This is a genomic window from Kitasatospora brasiliensis, from assembly GCF_032654805.1.
Classification (GTDB): domain Bacteria; phylum Actinomycetota; class Actinomycetes; order Streptomycetales; family Streptomycetaceae; genus Kitasatospora; species Kitasatospora brasiliensis.
Genome location: NZ_JAUOOW010000005.1, coordinates 524,049 through 539,999 on the forward strand (window position 1 = coordinate 524,049; position 15,951 = coordinate 539,999).

General features: G+C 73.1%; 17 protein-coding genes and 1 pseudogene. 7 read left to right on the top strand and 11 right to left on the bottom strand.

Going from position 1 to position 15,951, the window contains the following annotated elements; all coding sequences use genetic code 11:
- Positions 1 to 6 precede the first annotated feature (6 nt).
- Both QWJ13_RS21875 and QWJ13_RS21880 read right to left on the bottom strand, forming a co-directional pair.
- Complete coding sequence (locus QWJ13_RS21875; protein WP_316526504.1) at positions 7 to 1,434, bottom strand: DUF4190 domain-containing protein; 1,428 nt, start codon at positions 1,432 to 1,434, stop codon at positions 7 to 9.
- Positions 1,435 to 1,580: 146 nt separating this feature from the next.
- A complete protein-coding gene (locus QWJ13_RS21880) occupies positions 1,581 to 2,399 on the bottom strand; it encodes a methyltransferase domain-containing protein (RefSeq protein ID WP_316526505.1) in 819 nt (272 codons plus the stop codon).
- A gap of 165 nt (positions 2,400 to 2,564) precedes the next feature.
- On the opposite strand from QWJ13_RS21880, the pseudogene QWJ13_RS21885 reads away from it, so the two are divergent.
- Positions 2,565 to 3,736: pseudogene (locus QWJ13_RS21885) on the top strand (dihydrofolate reductase family protein).
- A 203-nt stretch (positions 3,737 to 3,939) separates the two neighbouring features.
- On the opposite strand, the gene QWJ13_RS21890 reads toward QWJ13_RS21885, so the two are convergent.
- The 4 genes from QWJ13_RS21890 to QWJ13_RS21905 all read right to left on the bottom strand — a co-directional run bounded on the left by QWJ13_RS21890 (position 3,940) and on the right by QWJ13_RS21905 (position 6,198).
- Complete coding sequence (locus QWJ13_RS21890) at positions 3,940 to 4,194, bottom strand: Txe/YoeB family addiction module toxin (protein ID WP_316526506.1); 255 nt, start codon at positions 4,192 to 4,194, stop codon at positions 3,940 to 3,942.
- Positions 4,191 to 4,472 carry a type II toxin-antitoxin system Phd/YefM family antitoxin gene (locus QWJ13_RS21895; protein ID WP_316526507.1) on the bottom strand — a complete coding sequence of 94 codons (282 nt, stop codon included), beginning with the start codon at positions 4,470 to 4,472 and terminating at the stop codon, positions 4,191 to 4,193. The genes QWJ13_RS21890 and QWJ13_RS21895 overlap by 4 nt, the downstream gene beginning before the upstream one ends.
- A 177-nt stretch (positions 4,473 to 4,649) precedes the next feature.
- On the bottom strand, positions 4,650 to 5,723 hold the full coding sequence (ychF, locus tag QWJ13_RS21900; RefSeq protein ID WP_316526508.1) for a redox-regulated ATPase YchF: 1,074 nt from the start codon (positions 5,721 to 5,723) through the stop codon (positions 4,650 to 4,652).
- An 85-nt stretch (positions 5,724 to 5,808) separates the two neighbouring features.
- Positions 5,809 to 6,198, bottom strand: coding sequence for a VOC family protein (locus QWJ13_RS21905; protein WP_316526509.1), 390 nt, complete (start codon positions 6,196 to 6,198; stop codon positions 5,809 to 5,811).
- Positions 6,199 to 6,349: 151 nt separating this feature from the next.
- On the opposite strand from QWJ13_RS21905, the gene QWJ13_RS21910 reads away from it, so the two are divergent.
- Positions 6,350 to 6,964 carry a DUF6542 domain-containing protein gene (locus tag QWJ13_RS21910; RefSeq protein ID WP_316526510.1) on the top strand — a complete coding sequence of 205 codons (615 nt, stop codon included), beginning with the start codon at positions 6,350 to 6,352 and terminating at the stop codon, positions 6,962 to 6,964.
- A gap of 38 nt (positions 6,965 to 7,002) precedes the next feature.
- Here QWJ13_RS21910 and ppgK read toward each other — a convergent pair whose 3' ends face one another.
- Both ppgK and QWJ13_RS21920 read right to left on the bottom strand, forming a co-directional pair.
- A complete protein-coding gene (gene ppgK / locus QWJ13_RS21915; protein WP_316526511.1) occupies positions 7,003 to 7,749 on the bottom strand; it encodes a polyphosphate--glucose phosphotransferase in 747 nt (248 codons plus the stop codon).
- A gap of 179 nt (positions 7,750 to 7,928) precedes the next feature.
- Entirely contained in the window at positions 7,929 to 8,903 is a 975-nt protein-coding gene (locus tag QWJ13_RS21920; protein ID WP_316526512.1) for a 4-hydroxy-3-methylbut-2-enyl diphosphate reductase, read from the bottom strand.
- Between the two features lie 130 nt (positions 8,904 to 9,033).
- Here QWJ13_RS21920 and QWJ13_RS21925 point away from each other — a divergent pair, with 130 nt between their 5' ends.
- Together QWJ13_RS21925 and xseA are read left to right on the top strand one after the other, a co-directional pair.
- Positions 9,034 to 10,386 carry an APC family permease gene (locus QWJ13_RS21925; protein WP_316526513.1) on the top strand — a complete coding sequence of 451 codons (1,353 nt, stop codon included), beginning with the start codon at positions 9,034 to 9,036 and terminating at the stop codon, positions 10,384 to 10,386.
- A 10-nt stretch (positions 10,387 to 10,396) separates the two neighbouring features.
- Entirely contained in the window at positions 10,397 to 11,632 is a 1,236-nt protein-coding gene (gene xseA / locus QWJ13_RS21930) for an exodeoxyribonuclease VII large subunit (RefSeq protein WP_316526514.1), read from the top strand.
- A 21-nt stretch (positions 11,633 to 11,653) separates the two neighbouring features.
- Here the strand turns inward: xseA and QWJ13_RS21935 are convergent, their stop codons facing one another.
- Positions 11,654 to 12,142 (bottom strand): GNAT family N-acetyltransferase, encoded by a 489-nt coding sequence (locus QWJ13_RS21935; RefSeq protein WP_316526516.1) that lies wholly within the window; start codon positions 12,140 to 12,142, stop codon positions 11,654 to 11,656.
- 138 nt (positions 12,143 to 12,280) lie between these two features.
- Between QWJ13_RS21935 and QWJ13_RS21940 the strand changes: the two genes are divergently transcribed.
- Together QWJ13_RS21940 and QWJ13_RS21945 are read left to right on the top strand one after the other, a co-directional pair.
- Positions 12,281 to 12,541: an exodeoxyribonuclease VII small subunit gene (locus QWJ13_RS21940; protein WP_316526517.1), complete on the top strand. Its 261-nt coding sequence runs from the start codon at positions 12,281 to 12,283 to the stop codon at positions 12,539 to 12,541.
- A gap of 112 nt (positions 12,542 to 12,653) precedes the next feature.
- Positions 12,654 to 13,256, top strand: coding sequence for a malonic semialdehyde reductase (locus tag QWJ13_RS21945; RefSeq protein WP_316526518.1), 603 nt, complete (start codon positions 12,654 to 12,656; stop codon positions 13,254 to 13,256).
- Between the two features lie 101 nt (positions 13,257 to 13,357).
- Here the strand turns inward: QWJ13_RS21945 and QWJ13_RS21950 are convergent, their stop codons facing one another.
- Positions 13,358 to 13,894: a DUF4245 domain-containing protein gene (locus QWJ13_RS21950; RefSeq protein ID WP_316526519.1), complete on the bottom strand. Its 537-nt coding sequence runs from the start codon at positions 13,892 to 13,894 to the stop codon at positions 13,358 to 13,360.
- 216 nt (positions 13,895 to 14,110) lie between these two features.
- Between QWJ13_RS21950 and glpX the strand changes: the two genes are divergently transcribed.
- Complete coding sequence (gene glpX / locus QWJ13_RS21955) at positions 14,111 to 15,151, top strand: class II fructose-bisphosphatase (RefSeq protein WP_316526520.1); 1,041 nt, start codon at positions 14,111 to 14,113, stop codon at positions 15,149 to 15,151.
- Positions 15,152 to 15,267: 116 nt separating this feature from the next.
- Here the strand turns inward: glpX and QWJ13_RS21960 are convergent, their stop codons facing one another.
- The gene (locus tag QWJ13_RS21960; RefSeq protein ID WP_316526521.1) at positions 15,268 to 15,699 is read right to left on the bottom strand and encodes a WhiB family transcriptional regulator; all 432 of its coding nucleotides are present in this window, start codon (positions 15,697 to 15,699) and stop codon (positions 15,268 to 15,270) included.
- Between the last annotated feature and the right edge of the window lie 252 nt (positions 15,700 to 15,951).

Consider the following 15,951-nt stretch of genomic DNA (forward strand, 5'->3'; position numbering starts at 1 on the left):
GGTCGCTCAGACCCGCAGGTCGGGGGCCTGCTCGCCGGTGGACAGGCCCAGCCCGCGGCGGACCTCCAGGACCATCGGCCCCGTCTTGGCCTTCAGCGCCCCGGCGCGGCGGAGGTCGCCCTCCACGTCGCCGCCGGAGGCCGCGGCGTCCCAGGCGGCGGCCGACTCGGACTTGGCCTCGGCCAGCTTGGCGACCTTCGGCTGCACGTCGGCCGGCCAGGGCACCGACGGCGCGCCCAGCGCCGCCGCCTCGGCCCGGGAGGCCGCGGCCATCCGGCGGGCCCACATCCGGTAGTCGGCCTCGGCCTCGGAGACCTCGCCCTCCGGCTGGTCCCGGTACACGTCGTTGAAGCTCCGGGCGGCCTCCAGGTAGGCCAGCTGGGGCGCGGTCAGCCGGCTCCGGTCGGTGCGGACCGTTCCCCGGTGCCGGTCGGTGCCGTCCTCCAGGGCGCAGGTGACGTACCGGTCGCCGTCCGCCCAGTTCTCCGCCGACGGGTAGAGGTAGACCTCCTCCATGCCGTCCGGGACGTCCCACAGGTCGAGCGCGTAGTCGCCCAGCACCTTGCGGCACAGCCGGACGGACGCCTCGCCGGCCGCGCTCTCGCCCGGGTACGAGCCGTCGGCGTTCGGGAGGTCGGCGGTGCCCGCCACCTCGCCGTGGTGCGGCTCGGTGCAGGCCCGTCGCTGCACCCAGGTCGACGCGAGGGAGCTGTCCTTGCCCGCCGCCGATTCGCTGTGGGGGGAGTCGTAGCAGTCGCCGGCCCTGAGGTCGGACCAGGCCACGGAGCCGGCCGGCGCCTTCATCGGCCGCCCGAAGCCGCTCGCCCGCGCCGGGCTGAAGTCGGCGGCGCCGAGCAGCACGGCCAGCAGCAGCGTGCCGGCCGCGCCCAGCGCGACGCCGGCCACCGCCATGCCGGAGCCGCGCTGCTTGCGGCGGTTGATCTGGGTCAGCGCGACGATGCCGAGCACCAGGGCCACCGGGGCCACCAGGAGCAGGCCGGTGACCAGGGATCCGACGGCGAGGCCGTTGGTGGGGGCGGGGCCGGGGGCGGCGAAGGGCGGCAGCGGGGCCTGGCCCGGGGCCGGGGCGTAGGGGTTGGCGGGGTGGAAGCCGGGCTGGGCGGCGGGGGTGGTGACGGAGGCCCAGCCGCCGGCCGGCAGCGGGTGCGGCGGCTGGGGCGGGGCGGCCGACGGCGGGACGGGCGGCGGGGGCGCGGCGGCGGGCGGGGGCGTCGCGGCGAACGGGCCGGCGGTGACGTCGGGGGCGGCCCAGGGGTCGGCGGGCTCCGGTTGCTCGACGGGCTCGGGCTCGACGGGCTCGGGCTCGACGGGCTCGGGCTCGACGGCGTCCTTGCGGAAGTCCACCCGGGGGTCCTGACCGGCCGTCGACGCTTCCGGCGCCGAGGCGGGCAGCTCGGACTCAGGCGTGGACACGTGGACTCCCCCAACCCGCCGGGACGGGCATCGGCTCGGCCTCGGCGCCATGGCTCGGACCCGAACGGGCCCGATCTGAACGGTCGCGCGACTTTACCCGATCTTTCCGAACGCCTGCCCGTACGCCCGAACCCTCGTCCGCACGCTCAGCGGCGGGCCAGCACCTCGCCGTGCAGCATCGAGAACCAGCCGTCCCCGGCGGCGCTCCACTCCCGCCAGCCGTCCGCGATCCGGTCCAGCTCGTCCGGGTCCGCGAAGCCCCGCTCGACCGCCGTACGGCCCAGCGCGGTGCCCGTCACCCGGTCCGCCCACATCCCGCCCCACCAGGCGCGCCGCTCGGGCGTCGCGTACGTCCAGGTGGTGGCGCTCGCGGTGACCTCGGTGAAGCCGGCCGCGCGGGCCCAGGACAGCAGCCGCCGGCCGGCGTCCGGCTCGCCGCCGTTGGCGCGGGCGGTGCGCCGGTACAGCTCCAGCCACCGGTCCAGCGCGGGCACCTCCGGGAACCAGGTCATCGAGGCGTAGTCGACGTCCCGGGCCGCGACCACGCCGCCCGGCGCCGTCACCCGCCGCAGCTCGCGCAGCGCGCCCACCGGGTCGGCCACGTGCTGGAGCGTCTGGTGGGCGTGCACCACGTCGAACTCGCCGTCCCGGTACGGCAGTCGGTGCACGTCGGCGCGCTCGAAGACGACATTGGACAGGCCCCGCGCGGCGACGTACCCGGCGGCCTGCTCCAGCACCTCGGCGGAGGCGTCCACCGCCACCACCCGCCCCTCGGGGCCGACCAGCTCGGCCAGGTCCGCGGTGATCGTGCCGGGCCCGCAGCCGACGTCCAACAGGGCTTGTCCGGGCCGCAGTTCGGGCAGCAGGTAGCCGGCCGAGTCGGCGGCGGTACGGGAGCGGTGCGAGCGCAGTACGGCCTCCTGGTGGCCGTGGGTGTAGACGGCGGCGGGCTGCGGTCCGGTCATCAAGTCCCCCTGGACGTGGTCGGCTTCGACACTCCACGACGCTACTCCAGCGTTCCGCATCCCGAGAAGAACCGTCTCACATTCCAGACGGCCGGCCGATCCGGGCCCGCACCCCCGCCCAGCCGCCGTACCGTGGAGGCGCCCCCGACAGAACGGTCCCCGCCCATGCCCGGCCCGCGCCCCTTCGTCCTGCTGAGCGCCGCCGTCTCGCTCGACGGCCACCTCGACGACGCCTCCCCCGAGCGGCTGCTGCTCTCCAACGCCGCCGACTTCGACCGGGTCGACGAGGAGCGCGCGGCCGCCGACGCGATCCTGGTCGGCGGCAACACGCTGCGGGTGGACAACCCCCGGCTGCTGGTCAACGACCCCGCCCGCCGGGCCGCCCGACTGGCGACCGGCCGGCCCGAGCACCCGCTGAAGGTGACGCTCAGCGCGAGCGGCGCGCTCGACCCCGACCTGCGGTTCTGGCACACCGGCGGCGCCAAGCTCGTCTACGGCACCGACGCCGGCGCCGCGGTGCTGCGCCGGCGGCTGGACGGACTGGCCGAGGTGGTCGCGCTCGGCGACACGGTGGACCTCGGCGCGGTGCTGGACGACCTGGGTGCCCGCGGAGTGCGCCGACTGATGGTCGAAGGCGGCGGGGGCGTGCACACCCAGTTCCTCGCCCAGGGGCTGGCCGACGAACTCCAACTGGCCGTCGCCCCACTGCTGGTGGGCCAGACCGAGGCCCCCCGGTTCCTCCGCCCGGCCGCCTTCCCGGGCGGCCCGAACCGGCGGATGCGACTGCTGGAGGCCCGTACCGTGGGTGACGTCGTCCTGCTCAGGTACGCCCCGAAGGAGCCCGCGCCGTGACCCAGCCCGCCGCCGACCTCGCCCACCTGCGCCGGGCCGTCGAACTCTCCCGCCGCTGCCCGCCGTCCGAGACGGCCTTCTCGGTCGGCGCGGTGATCGTCGGCGCCGACGGGACGGTCCTGGCGGAGGGCTACAGCCGGGAGTCCGACCCGCACGACCACGCCGAGGAGGCGGCCCTGGCCAAGCTCCCTGCCGACGACCCCCGACTGCGCGGCGCGACCGTCTACAGCTCGCTGGAACCCTGCGGACAGCGCGCCTCGCGCCCCACCCCGTGCGCCCGGCTGCTCGTCGCGGCGGGCGTGCCCCGGGTCGTGGTCGCCTGGCGCGAGCCGGACCTGTTCGTCACCGACTGCCAGGGCACCGCACTGCTGACGGCCGCCGGCATCGAGGTGGTGGAGCTGCCGGAACTGGCCGCGGAGGCCAAGGCGGTCAACGCCCACCTGCTCGACCGCCCCGCACCCCCTTCGGCGGGTGGTACCGCCTGACGCACTGCTTCGAGCGGCATCGACCCGGCACCACCCCGAAGGGGCCGGACCCCGTATGCGGGATCCGGCCCCTTTACCGGCGCGGGCAAGCGTCAGACGTTGAAGCGGAATTGCCATCACACGGCTACGACCTGCGGAAACGCTCCCCTCGACGAACGAGGTCAGCACAGAACCAGCACGGTGACGCAACCCCCGACCGGCAATCAGTAGTGATAGCGGGCTGCCAGGATGACGATCTCCCGGTCCGTGACCAGATAGACGAGGCGGTGCTCGTCATCGATCCTCCGCGACCAGGCCCCGGGCAAGTGGTACTTCAGCGGCTCGGGCTTACCGATCCCGGTGAACGGGTCACGCAAGACGTCCTCGATGAGCTTGTTGATCCGGGCGAGCATCTTCCGATCGCTCTTGAGCCAGGACGTGTAGTCCTCCCAGCCGGCCTCTTCGAAGACGAGCCTCACGCGGCGCCCTTCTCGACACCCGCCGCATCAGGGTCGATGAGCTCCCGCTCGGAGAGCCCTATGCCACCAAGGGCATTCTCGTACGCCTTGAGCAAGCGGCGGGCGTTCGCAGGCGAGCGCAACAGGTAGGAGCCTTCACGCAGGGCGGCGTAGTCCTCGGCCGATACGAGTACGGCATTCCCATGCTTGGAGACGATCTCGATGGCCTCATGGTCGTCATTGACCTTCTTGATCAACGGAAAGAGAGCCTTGCGCGCCTCGCTGGCAGTGATCGACATCGACTGAACTCCCTCCACAACCGGTACCACATAACGTACCACCAGAGGGGGGTGGGGCAGACTGAAAAGTCAGCACCAAGTCAGCACGGAATGAAGAACGGGGCCCGCCTCAAGGGAGGCGAGCCCCGCTTGACCCGCACACTTGACAGATCAATCCGGCTCAAAGCAATCAGAGGATCACACGTTGAAGCGGAACTCCACGACGTCGCCGTCCTGCATGATGTAGTCCTTGCCCTCGATGCGGGCCTTGCCCTTGGAGCGGGCGTCGGCGATGGAGCCGGTCTCGACCAGGTCGGCGAAGGAGATCACCTCGGCCTTGATGAAGCCCTTCTGGAAGTCGGTGTGGATGACTCCGGCGGCCTCGGGGGCGGTGGCGCCCTTCTTGATGGTCCAGGCGCGGGCTTCCTTGGGGCCGGCCGTCAGGTAGGTCTGGAGGCCGAGGGTGTCGAAGCCGACCCGGGCGAGGGTGGCGAGGCCGGGCTCCTCCTGGCCCATGGACTGGAGGAGCTCCAGGGCCTCGGCGTCGTCCAGCTCGATCAGCTCGGACTCGATCTTGGCGTTCAGGAAGATGGCCTCGGCCGGGGCGACCAGCGCGCGCTGGACGTTCTTGAAGTCCTCGTCGGCCAGCTCGGCCTCGTCCACGTTGAAGACGTAGAGGAAGGGCTTGGCGGTCAGCAGGTGCAGCTCGCGGATCGGGGTGGTGTCGAAGCCGGCCTCGAAGAGGGTCTTGCCGGTCTCCAGGATCGCCTGGGCGGCCTCGGCGGCGGCCAGGACGGGGGCGGTGTCCTTCTTGAGGCGCGCCTCCTTCTGGAGCCGCGGCAGGACCTTCTCGATGGTCTGGAGGTCGGCCAGGATCAGCTCGGTGTGGATGGTGTCGATGTCGTCCTTGGGCGACACCTTGCCGTCCACGTGCACCACGTCCGGGTCGGTGAAGGCGCGCACGACCTGGCAGATCGCGTCCGACTCGCGGATGTTGGCGAGGAACTTGTTGCCCAGGCCCTCGCCCTCGCTGGCGCCGCGCACGATGCCGGCGATGTCGACGAAGTCGACGGTGGCCGGGAGGATGCGCTGGGAGCCGAAGATCTCGGCGAGCTTGGTCAGCCGCTCGTCCGGGACGCCGACGACGCCGACGTTCGGCTCGATGGTGGCGAACGGGTAGTTGGCCGCCAGCACGTCGTTCTTGGTCAGGGCGTTGAACAGGGTCGACTTGCCGACGTTCGGCAGGCCGACGATTCCGATCGTGAGCGACATGAAGCGCAGTCCCGTGGGCTTGGAGGAGTCTGGGTCGGCACCGTACGGGCCGACCCCCAAGTCTACGGGCAGCCCCCGCTCCGCCTCACGCCTCGGTCGCCGCCGTTCGGGGCTCCAGGAACTCCAGCCGGTTGCCCAGCTTGTCGTCGGCGTAGAAGCGCCGGTGGCCGGGCAGGTTGTCGTCCCACATCACCGGGTGGCCGTGCGCGGTGAGGTGATCGGCCAGCGCGTCCAGCGAGTGGACCAGGATGCCCGGGTGTCCCTTGCGGGACGGCCGGAAGTCCGGGGTGACGCCCAGGTGCACCTCGACCCCACCGCCTCGGAACCAGCAGCCGCCGCGGGCGGCCAGCGCCGGCGGCTTCGCCAGCTCGGTCATGCCGAGCACGCCGGACCAGAACGCGCGGCACTCGTCCTCGGCGCCGGCCGGGATGTCGATCTGGACGTGATCCAGCCGATCGAACGTGAAATCGGTCATGTTGCTCCCCCGTCTATGGACCGCGAACCGGCGGGACGATCATGGCGTACCACGACGGCCGCGCAGGTCAGCACACCTGAATGACCATCACATCAGTACTCCGTCCGGAGACACGGGGCAAGGCCGTAACGGTGCATTACACAGTGTGGCGATGATCGGACCGTACGTTGGGCGGGTGGAGCAGAGCATCCGTACCCAGCCGCCAGGGCCTAGACGCCGTCCGCCGACCGGCGCGGCCGCAGCCGCCGTCCCCGGTCCAGGCCGGGCCCCCGAGACCGTCGGAGCCCCCGCCAAGTCCGTCACCTCCGCCCGGCCGCGTCCCCCCGCGGCGAGCCCGCGGCTGCGGCTGCGCCTGCCGCTGGGCGGGCACGGACGCGGGCGCACCGGCCGACCGACCCGGCTGACGGCCATCGGCACCGGCGTGCTCGCCGTGCTGGCGACGCTCGCGATGGCGGGCGTGGACCGGCTGCTGTTCGACGGCCTGGGCTGGCTGTTCGGCTTCGGCTACCTGGTGGTCTGCTTCCAGCTGGCCGTCCGGGTGCGCTACGTCGACCTGCTGGCCGCGCCGATCAGCGGGCCGATCGCCTTCGCCCTCGCGCTGCTGCTGCTCGAACCGGTGCACTCCTCGGGCGTCACCGCCCAGGTGGTCTCGCTGGCGACCGGGCTGGCGCTGCGGGCCGACTGGCTGTTCACCGGCACCGGACTTGCGGCGCTGATCGTGCTCGCCCGGTTCGTCGCCCAGCGCCGGTTCCACCGGGCGCGCTGAGACCGCGCCCACTGAGGGCCCCTCACCGGGAAAGCCCCTCAGCCCCCGGCTCGGGCCGCCGCCATGGCGGCTCCGACGATGCCGGCGTCGTTGCGCAGCTCCGCCGGCACCACCCGCGCCTCGCGGGCCCTCAGCAGCGGCAGGAACCTCTCGTGCTTGCGGCTCACCCCGCCGCCGATCACGACCAGCTGCGGCGAGAACAGCTTCTCCACCAGGTCCAGGTACTCGTCGACCCGGACGGCCCACCGCTCCCAGTCCAGCCCGTGCCGTTCCTTGGCGGCCGAGGAGGCCCGGCGCTCGGCGTCCTTGCCGCGCAGCTCCAGGTGGCCCAGCTCGGTGTTGGGCACCAGCACGCCGTCCACGAACAGCGCGCTGCCGATGCCGGTGCCGAAGGTGAGCACCAGGACCACGCCCGACTCGCCCCGCCCGGCGCCGTGCGCCAGCTCGGCCAGCCCGGCCGCGTCCGCGTCGTTCAGGACGGTCGCGGGCATCCCCAGCGCCTCGCTGAACAGGCCCGCCGCGTCCAGGCCGACCCAGCCCTTGTCCACATTGGCCGCCGTCCTGGTGTGCCCGTCGACCACCACTCCGGGGAAGGTCAGCCCGACCGGGCCCCGGTGGTCGAAGGTGCGGACCACCTCGCAGACGGCGGCGACCACCGCCCGGGGGTCGGACGGCTGCGGGGTGAGCACCTTGAACCGCTCCTGGGTGAGCACGCCCCGGGCGGGGTCGACGGGCGCGCCCTTGATGCCCGAGCCGCCGATGTCCACGCCGAATACCGCCGTCATCACGTCCGCCCTCCGCCGTCGGCCGCGGACCCGCTCGTCCCCGGCCCGTGGATTGTCCACAGCCTGTGCACAAAGCTACGAGAGCCCGGGCGGCACCGCACAGCAACGGAGACGCCCGACAGCGGAAACGGCGGAGGACCCGGCGCCCGCACCGGGCACCGGGTCCTCCGCGACCGGCCTCAGAGCTTGCCCGCGGCCTCGGCGCGCAGGTCGCGGCGCAGCTCCTTGGGCAGCGAGAAGGTCAGGTGCTCCTCGGCGGTCTTGACCGTCTCGACCGTGTCGAAGCCGCGCGCGGCCAGGAGCTCCAGCACGCCCTCGACCAGGATCTCCGGCACCGAGGCACCGCTGGTCAGGCCGACGGTGGTGACACCGTCCAGCCACTCCTCCTGGATCTCCTCGGCGAAGTCCACCAGGTGGGCGGCCTTGGCGCCGTACTCCAGGCCGACCTCGACCAGGCGGACGGAGTTGGAGGAGTTCTTGGAGCCGACCACGATCAGCAGGTCGGTCTCCGCCGCCATCTTCTTGACCGCGACCTGGCGGTTCTGGGTGGCGTAGCAGATGTCGTCGCTGGGCGGGCTGACCAGTCCGGGGAAGCGCTTCTTCAGCTCGCCGACGGTGGCCATGGTCTCGTCCACCGACAGGGTGGTCTGGGACAGCCAGACGATTTTGGACTCGTCCCGCACCTGGACGTTCGCGACGTCCTCGGCACCGTCCACCAGGTGGATCCGGTCCGGAGCCTCGCCCATGGTGCCGATGACCTCCTCGTGGCCCTCGTGGCCCACCAGCAGGATGTCGAAGCCCTCGTCGGCGAACCGCACGGCCTCCTTGTGCACCTTGGTGACCAGCGGGCAGGTGGCGTCGACGGTGGCGAGCTTGCCGGCCCGCGCCTCGTCGTGGACGGACGGGGCGACGCCGTGCGCGGAGAAGACGACGATCGAGCCCTCGGGCACCTCCTCCGTCTCGTCGACGAAGATCGCGCCCTTCTTCTCCAGGGTCTGCACCACGTACTTGTTGTGGACGATCTGCTTGCGGACGTAGATGGGCGCCCCGTACTGCTCCAGGGCCTTCTCCACGGCGATCACGGCGCGGTCGACTCCCGCGCAGTAGCCCCGGGGGGCGGCGAGCAGGACACGGCGCTGCGCGGTCTTGGACATGGCCCCATCGTACGGGCGGTGGCAAGCGGTGTCTGCCCTTCCGCTACCCGATCGAGGCTGATCAAAAGCCGCGCCGACAACTGGCGCATTCCATGCAGACTCGGTCATCACCGCTCAAAATACGGTGTCTATGAGCTCTGTGAGCGAGCAGGCGACGCCGAGCGGCCTGCGCCGCACCCTGGGCGTCCGCGATCTGATGGTCTACGGGCTGCTGTTCATCGCACCGATGGCCCCGGTCGGGGTGTTCGGCGTGCTGGACGCCAAGAGCCACGGCGCCGTCGCCACGGTGTACCTGGCCGCGACGGTGGCGATGGGCTTCACCGCCCTCTCGTACGCCCAGATGGTGCGCGCGGTGCCGCAGACCGGCTCGGTGTTCGCCTACGCGCGGGCCGGGCTGGGCGAGGGGCCGGGCTTCGTCGCCGGGTGGATGGCGATGCTCGACTACCTGCTGATCCCCGCGGTGGCCTACCTGTTCTCCGGGATCGCGCTGAACTCGCTGGTGCCGGACGTCTCGCGCTGGGTGTGGACGGCGCTCGCGGTGGTGGTGACCACCGCCCTCAACCTGATCGGGGTGCGGACGGCGGCGGCGGTCGGCTTCGCGGTGCTGGCGATGGAGATCGCGGTGCTGGCGGTGTTCGTGGCGGCGGCCGTGGTGGCGCTGGCCCAGGACGGCGCCCGGCGCGGCTGGGACACCCCGTTCACCGCCGTGGGCGACTTCTCGCTGACCGCGGTGATCTCGGCGGTGTCCGTCGCGGTGCTCTCCTACCTGGGCTTCGACGCCATCGCCACCTTCGTGGAGGAGGCGGTCGGCGCCTCGGCGGCGGTGGCCCGGGCGGTGCTCTGGTGCCTGGCGCTGGCCGGTGTGCTGTTCGTCGTCCAGACCTACCTGGCGGCGGTGCTGGAGCCGATGGGCCCGGCGCAGCTGGCCGCCGACCCGAAGGCGCAGGGTTCGGCCTTCTACGACACCGTGGAGAGCGGCGTCGGGCACTGGCTGCACCTGCTGGTGGCGGCCAGCAAGGCGATCGGCGCGGCCTTCGCGGCGCTGGCCGGGCAGGCGGCGGCCGGACGGCTGGTGTTCGCGATGGGGCGGGCCGGACGGCTGCCGCGCTTCCTCGGCTCGGTCGACCGGGCCAGCGCGGTGCCGCGCCGGGCGCTGCTGGTGGCCGCGGTGATCACCCTGGCGGCGGCGGTCTGGGCGGCGAACCGGGACGACGGGCTGGACCAGCTGACCTCGGTGGTGAACGTGGGCGCGCTGACCGCCTTCGCGCTGCTGCACGCCTCGGTGGTCGGCTGGTACACCGTCCGGCACGGCTCCCGGGACCGGCTGCGGCACCTGGTCGTCCCGGTGCTCGGGATCGCGGTGATCGGGGCGGTGGTCTACGAGGCGTCGACGACGGCGCAGATCGTCGGGGCGGTCTGGCTGGCGGTCGGCCTGGTGGTGCTCGCCGTCCAGGGTGCGGCTCCTGTCGGCGGCCGCCGCTAGCCTCGTACGCATGGCCAACACCAGCTCCCCCGAAGCGCCGCTCCCGGTCGGCAAGGTCTCCGCGCTGATCGGCGGCTGGATCGACCGGCTCGGCGCGGTCTGGGTGGAGGGGCAGATCACCCAGCTCAGCCGCCGTCCCGGGGCGGGCGTGGTGTTCCTGACCCTGCGCGACCCGCAGGCGGACGTGTCCCTCACGGTGACCTGCTTCCGCTCGGTGTTCGACCAGGTCGCGGACGTGGTGCAGGAGGGCGCGCGGGTCGTCGTGCACGCCAAGCCGGAGTGGTACGCGGCGCGCGGGCAGCTGTCGATGCGCGCCTCGGAGATCCGGCCGGTGGGCCTGGGCGAGCTGCTGGCCCGGCTGGAGCAGCTGAAGCGGCGGCTCGCCGGGGAGGGCCTGTTCGCGGCCGAGCGCAAGAAGCCGCTGCCGTTCCTGCCCCAGTGCGTCGGGCTGGTCACCGGGCGCGGCTCGGCGGCCGAGCGGGACGTCCTGGAGAACGCCCGGCGGCGCTGGCCGGCCGTCCGCTTCGAGGTGCGCAACGTCCCGGTGCAGGGAGTCAGCGCGGTGGAGCGGGTGAGCGCGGCCGTGCGGGAGCTGGACGAGCACCCCGAGGTGGACGTGATCGTCGTGGCCCGCGGCGGCGGCAGCGTGGAGGACCTGCTGCCGTTCTCGGACGAGTCCCTGGTGCGGCTGGTCGCGGCCGCCCGTACGCCGGTGGTGAGCGCGATCGGGCACGAGCCGGACCAGCCGCTGCTGGACTTCGTCGCCGATCTGCGCGCCTCCACCCCGACCGATGCCGCCAAACGGGTGGTCCCGGACGTCGGCGAGGAGCTGGCCAAGGTCCGCCAGCTGCGCGACCGCGCCCGCCGGCACGTGCTGTCCCGGGTCGAGCGCGAGCAGCACGGACTGGACGGGCTGCGCAGCCGCCCGGCGCTGGCCGCCCCGCACCGGATGCTGGACGGGCGCGGCCAGGAGGTGGACGGCCTGCTGGAGCGGGCCCGGCGCACCCTGCGGCACCGGCTGGACCACGCCCAGAGCGACCTCGGGCACACCCTGGCCCGGGTGGTGGCGCTCTCCCCGGCGGCCACCCTGGAGCGCGGCTACGCGGTGCTCCAGCGCTCGGACGGCACGGTGGTGACCGACCCGGCGCAGGTCGCGGCCGGCGAGGGGCTGCACGCCCGGGTGGCGGGCGGCGGCTTCGACGTCACCGTGGCGGCCGCCGAGGCCGGGGACGCTCCGGCTCAGTAGCTCCGGGTCGGTGCCCCGGGCTCAGTAGGACCGCTGCCGGGACAGCGCGACGGAGTGCTCGCCGAAGCCGAGGCTGCGGTAGAGCGCCTCGCCGCCGCTGCTGGCGTGCAGGTCGATCCGGCCGGTCCGACGGCCGTCGAACCAGTCCAGCAGCGACTCGGTGCAGGCCCTGGCGTAACCGCGCAGCCGGTGGCCCGGGTCGGTGCAGATGTTGAAGACGAAGCCGAACAGGCCCTCCGGGTTGCCGGGCGACGGCAGCCGCCGCTCCAGGGTGCCGACGGCGCAGGCGGCGAGCCGGCCGGGCCGCTGCGGGTCGTCGACCACGAAGGCCGGCATGGTCAGCTCCTCGGCCGGGACGGCCAGGCGCTCGCGCAGCATCCGCTCGGCGGTGGCCTGCCAGGGGCCGGGGCCGGTCAGGGCGGCCATGCTCGGCATCGCCTCGAACATCAGGTTGCGCAGCCGGACGAGCTCGGCCGCGTCGGCCGGGACGGCGGGTCGTACGTCGATCATGCGGCGGAGGCTAGCGCCGGTGGCCGGCCGGGCGCACCAGGATTTCCACCGGGCGCCCCGGGGTTCGGCCGGACCGGCCGGTGGGCCCGCGGACCCGCGGGCCCCGTTCTGTCGGCGAAAGCCCCTACGCTGGCACGCATGGCAGAGCAGCAGGAACAGCAGGACGCGGCGGCGGCGCCGAACCCGGACGACGCGCTGGGCTACGAGCACGCCAGGGACGCGCTGCTGGACGTGGTCCGGCAGCTGGAGAACGGCGGGACGTCCCTGGAGGAGTCGCTGGCGCTGTGGGAGCGCGGCGAGCAGCTGGCGAAGGTGTGCCAGCGCTGGCTGGACGGCGCCCGGGCCCGGCTGGACGCCGCGCTGGCCGCCGAGGAGGGCGGCGAGGGCGGCGGAATGTGAGCCGGGTCACAGCGGCTTGGGGAATCGTTGAATCTTCACCTATGTTGGTGGAAGTGAACGGCCTCGGCCGCTCACACCGACGAACCCCCCTTTCCGCATGAGGTGCAGAAGCATGACCACCGACGCTCTGGTACTCGACGCCGCCGCCCAGGACCTGCTCTTCCGCGAGGCCCGCACCGCGAACACCTTCACCGACGAGCCGGTCTCCGAGGAGCAGATCAAGGCCATCTACGAGCTGGTCAAGTTCGGCCCGACCGCCTTCAACCAGCAGCCGCTGCGCGTCGTCCTGGTCCGCTCGGCCGAGGGCCGCGAGCGCCTCGTCCAGCACCTGGCGGACGGCAACAAGGCCAAGACCGCCGCCGCCCCGCTGGTCGCCATCCTGGCCGCGGACAACGAGTTCCACGAGGAGCTGCCGACCCAGTTCCCGCACTTCCCGCAGGCCAAGGACGTCTTCTTCTCGGAGCGCGCCGTCCGTGAGCAGTCCGCCGCGCTGAACGGCGCCCTCCAGGCCGCCTACTTCATCATCGGCGTGCGCGCCGCCGGCCTGGCCGCCGGCCCGATGACCGGCTACAACGCCGAGGGCATCAACAAGGAGTTCTTCGGCGAGGGCGACCACTCGGTGCTGGCCGTGGTCAACATCGGCAAGCCGGGCGAGGACGCCTGGTTCCCGCGTTCGCCGCGCCTGGCCTACGACGAGGTCGTCACCACCGTCTGATCCGCCCCGCGCGCAAGGGCCCCGCACCGGTTCGTCCGGTGCGGGGCCCTTCGGTATGCGCGGAAAGCGCGCTCGGGAGGCGTGCGCGGGAAGCGCGGGAGCTACTTGAGCGCCTGCGCCAGCTCGGCCAGCTCCTCGTACGAGGCGGTGCCGGTGAGGAGGGTGGTCCCCGAGCCGGTCTGCGCGGTCAGCGCGCGGTCCTTCTCGCCCTGCACCCGCTCCCAGGCGCGGCCGGCCACCTCGGAGGTGCCCTCCGGCTTGGCGCCCTTCACGTACTCGGCCAGCAGCGCGTCGCGCGGCACGTCGCTCTGCTCGATCGCCGCGTACTGGCCGGAGGGGGTCACGAAGCCCAGGTGCCAGGCGTTGCCCTTGCCGTTGTTGGTGTCGGCCGGCCGGTAGCCGACCGAGGTGGCCCGCCACTTCGCGGGCAGCCCCTCCGGGGCGAGCAGCGGGTACGGTGCGGCGCGCTTGGCGGAGGCGGCCTCCACCTGGTACCCGACCGTGCGCACCGGGTCGCCGCCGTCGCCGTGCGGAAGGAAGACGTACCCGATCCAGACGACGATACCGACGGCCAGCATCGACAGGACCATGTCCCGTACGGTCTGCCGACCCCTCATGCCCTTGCTGTCTGCTGCCACCCCCACATGGTGACTCATCCACATCCCGCGACAGCCACCAGGGGTGTCCACGAAGGGGTGAAACCGGACGAAACGACACCTTCCGGCACAGAGCAGCGACCCGCGCCACAGACAGTCATCTCGTGGGCAGATACGATCGCAATACCCTCACCACGGCGTTCCGACCAGGCAGTAGTCGGGCGCTCACTGGTCGTCGCGTACAGAGAGGTAACGACGATGTCCACGCAGTACCCGCACCACCTTCCCAGTGCCCTGGAGGTCGCGCCGGAGGCTCCCGACCGGAACCTCGCGCTCGAACTCGTCCGGGTCACCGAGGCGGCGGCGATGGCCGCCGGCCGGTGGGTCGGCCGCGGTGACAAGAACGGCGCGGACGGCGCCGCCGTGAAGGCGATGCGCACCCTCGTCTCGACCGTCTCGATGAACGGCGTCGTCGTCATCGGAGAGGGCGAGAAGGACGAAGCCCCGATGCTCTACAACGGCGAGCGGGTCGGCGACGGCACCGGCGCCGAGTGCGACGTCGCGGTCGACCCGGTGGACGGCACCACGCTGACCGCCAAGGGCATGAACAGCGCCGTCGCGGTGCTGGCCGTCGCCGACCGCGGCACCATGTTCGACCCCAGCGCCGTGTTCTACATGGACAAGCTGGTGGCCGGCCCGGAGGCGGCCGAGTTCGTCGACATCACCGCCCCGGCCGCGGTCAACATCCGCCGGGTCGCCAAGGCCAAGGGCAGCGCCGTCGAGGACGTCACCGTCGTCGTCCTCGACCGCCCCCGCCACGACGGCCTGGTCCGGGAGATCCGCGAAGCGGGCGCCCGGATCAAGTTCATCTCGGACGGCGACGTGGCCGGCGCCATCATGGCCGCCCGCGAGGGCACCGGCGTCGACCTGCTGATGGGCATCGGCGGCACCCCGGAGGGCATCATCGCGGCCTGCGCGATGAAGTGCATGGGCGGCGTGATCCAGGGCCGGCTGTGGCCCAAGGACGACGCCGAACGGCAGAAGGCCCTGGACGCCGGCCACGACCTGGACCGGGTGCTCACCACCGACGACCTGGTCAGCGGCGAGAACGTGTTCTTCGTCGCCACCGGCATCACCGACGGCGAGCTGCTGCGCGGCGTGCACTACCGCTCGGAGACCGCCACCACCAGCTCCCTGGTGATGCGCTCCAAGAGCGGCACCATCCGCGAGATCAACTCCACCCACAAGCTCTCGAAGCTGCGGGCGTACAGCGCGATCGACTTCGACCGCGCCAACTGAGACCCGCGCGCCGGGTCAGGCGCGCGGATCGAGGCACGGCAGAACGCAGTTCGCGGCCCCGGCGGAATCCCCCTCCGCCGGGGCCGCGGCGCGTGCGCCCGCTCTCCGACCCGGCGTCACCCGGCTATCCGGCGCCGCGCGGCCGCCGTCGCCCGCGCCGCCTCGCGCAGCTCCGCGTCCCGACGGCGCCGCCGGGCCAGCACCACCCGCCGCTCGGCGGCCGTCAGCCCGCCCCAGACGCCGTACGGCTCCGGCTGGGCCAGCGCGTGCTCACGGCACTCCAGCAGCACCGGACAGCGGGCGCACACCTGCTTGGCCTGCTCCTCGCGCGACAGCCGGGCCGCCGTCGGCTCCTTGGAGGGCGCGAAGAACAGCCCCACCTCGTCCCGCCGGCACGCCGCACCGGTGTGCCAGGGGTTGTCCTCCCCGGCGGGGGCACCCGTCGGGCCGCCCGGGGGCTGCGGCTGCGGCCGGACGCCGGGGCGGCGCTCCAGGACCTGCGCGGCGGCGACTGGCGAGGTGGTGCGGGACTCGATCGGATGCAGCACGGCCGTACTCCTGACGAGGCTCTCGGACACGGGGAACCCTCGCTCCCCTGCCGGCTGCGAGCCCCCGCTGTCCAACCCCGGCGCGGCCGCTCGGCCGCCTCCGGTGCGCAGCCGTACAAGAAGCGATGTGCGGAAGGAACTACCCCGCCCGGCCGCGATTCATGCACACTGCACGCAATCGACTACACAGCGCACCCGTCGCAACGCCGAGCGCCCGACCGGGAGTTGATTCCCGGCCGGGCGCTGCGCAGG